Below are 2,270 nucleotides of genomic sequence, written 5' to 3'. Positions count from 1 at the left end.
CGGCGCCGGGTCCGGCGCGAGCAGCGCGGCGACGCCGAGCGCGGCCTCCGCCTGCGCGGCCGAGGCGTGCACGCCGATACCGGCGGCGACCACGCGCAGGCCGCGGGCCAGGCTCTCGGCGCTCGGACGTTCGTCCGGGTTCTTGCGAAGACAGCGCTCTATGACCGTCCACAGCGGCTCGGGCACGGTCGTGGGGCGGCGCGGCTCCTCGCTGAGGTGCCGGTGCAGCACCTCCAGCGCGGTGTTGCCCGCGAACGGCGGACGGCCGGTGACCAGTTCGTACAGCATGATGCCCGCGCCGTAGATGTCCACCGCGGACGTCTGCGGACGGCCCTCGGCGGACTCCGGCGCCACGTAGGCGGGGGTGCCGACGAACTCCTGGGTCCGCGTCAGGCCGGGCGAGTCGGCGAGCCGCGCGATGCCGAAGTCGGTCAGCATCGGGTGCATCTCCTCGCCCTCGCCGGTGCCCGCGAGGAGCACGTTGGCGGGCTTGAGGTCGCGGTGCACGATGCCGTCGGCGTGGCTGGCGGCGAGCGCGTCGGCGATCTGCGCGGTGAGGAGGGACGCGGCGACGGGGGTGAACGGGCCGTTGGCGCGCAGGTAGTTGTGGAGATCCGGACCGTCGATCAGGTCCATGACGAGGGCGAGCAGATCGCCCTCGACGACGAGATCGCGGGTGCGGACGATGTTGGGGTGGGTGAGGCGGAGCAGTACGGAACGCTCGCGGAGAAAGCGCATGACGATGTCCGCGTCGTTCGCCAGCTCCTCCTTGAGGACCTTGATCGCGACCGTCTCGCCGGGCTGCCCGGCCACGGCCGCCTCGGCGCCCGCCGTCTCCCGCTGGCTGGCCCGCCAGACGGTGCCCGTGGCTCCGCGTCCGAGCGGCTCCTCGAGCAGGTACTTGCTGCCTACCGGCCGCACGTCATGCGCTCCCTGGTCGTGGTCATATCACTTGCATCGCTTGCTGCATCGCTTGTACTGCCTGCCGTACTCGTCCGCCCACTGTAATGGGGACGCACAAGGCGCCGTACCGATCACCGCTGATCACCGCCGATCACCGCCCGCGCGCGGCGCGGCGGCCCGGGCGGGGCCCGTGGCGGGGTCTCTGCCATGGAACCCGGGGGAAAGACGCGTGATCCGGGGAGTCGGTTGCCCACTCCCGTCCTCTTAACACAGGCGATCGGCCCTCACTCACGCAGCGGATCCGGTCGCAATCAGCCAGTTTCGGCCGACTAGCCGACCAATCAAGATCATGTCGCGCCGGGCGGCGGGCGAAGTGTCAGCGGCAGGTGCGAGGATGCACGCAGCACGGAAGCGCCGAGCGGCGGGGGGCTCACGCTCCGTGACCCGTACGACCCGTACGGACCTGTACGTGCCGAAGCGCCTGGGGGCGAGACGGTGGGGTTGGCACCCCCGCCCGGTCCCCCGGACAGAAGGGACCGTTGACGGCGATGCAGATTCGGCTGACCGTCCTCGGGCCGCGCAGCGCCCACCCGGGCCGCCCCGGCCATCCTGCGCCCGCGCCGCCGCCGCACGCCCTCGCGGGCGCGGTGGACGTGCTCGTGACCGCTCCCGTCGGCACCGCCCTCGCCTCCGTGACGAGCGGCCTCGCCGCCGCCGTCGCCGCGGCCGGGCACGACGCCGGGGGCGGCACCGGCGCGGTGGTGGTGTACGCGGGCTCGGAGCGGCTCGACCCACAGCGCTGCGCGCTCGGCGAACCACCGCTCGTCGACGGCGCGGTGCTCTCCCTCCACGCCCCCGCCGATCCCGACCACTACCCCGGCTACCCGGGCTACCCCGGCCTGCCCGAGGCGGCGGTGTCCGACGCCACGGTCCACCTGGACGTGATCGCCGGGCCCGACGCGGGCGGCGTCCACCTGCTGCACGGCGGCCAGGTCCGCATCGGCCGCTCCGCCGACGCCGACGTCCCCCTGGACGACCCCGACGTCTCCCGGCTCCACTGCGCCGTGACGGTCGCCGAGGACGGCCGGGTGACCATCGCCGACCTCGGCTCGACGAACGGCACCGCCGCCGACGGTGCCCCGGTCGGCCGCGACCCCGTACCGCTCGCGCCGGGCGCGCTGCTCCGGATCGGCGAATCCGCGCTGCGGCTGCGCGCCCCCGGTGCGGCCCCGTCCTCCCCCGCCCGCCTCCCCGCCCACCCGGACGGCGAGGGCCACCTGAGGGTCACCCCCCGCGCGGACGGCGTGGCCCACGCCACGGGCCCCTGGACCGGCGCCCCGCCCACCCGCCACCCCGGCCGCGGCTGG

2 protein-coding genes are annotated in these 2,270 nt (G+C 75.0%); one reads left to right on the top strand and one right to left on the bottom strand.

Translation table 11 applies throughout. The features are described 5' to 3' along the window. Positions 1–921, bottom strand: a 921-nt coding sequence (locus EEJ42_RS32120) for a serine/threonine-protein kinase (protein ID WP_148082091.1), incomplete at its 3' end; no start/stop codon positions are given. A 530-nt stretch (positions 922–1,451) separates the two neighbouring features. Here EEJ42_RS32120 and EEJ42_RS32115 point away from each other — a divergent pair. Continuing rightward, the coding region (locus tag EEJ42_RS32115) for an FHA domain-containing protein (RefSeq protein WP_148082090.1) at positions 1,452–2,270 on the top strand (819 nt) is incomplete at its 3' end.

The sequence above is a fragment of the Streptomyces botrytidirepellens genome, from assembly GCF_003721215.1.
In the GTDB taxonomy this organism is placed as follows: Bacteria; Actinomycetota; Actinomycetes; order Streptomycetales; family Streptomycetaceae; genus Streptomyces; species Streptomyces himastatinicus.
This window is presented reverse-complemented; position numbering and strand designations above follow the sequence as displayed.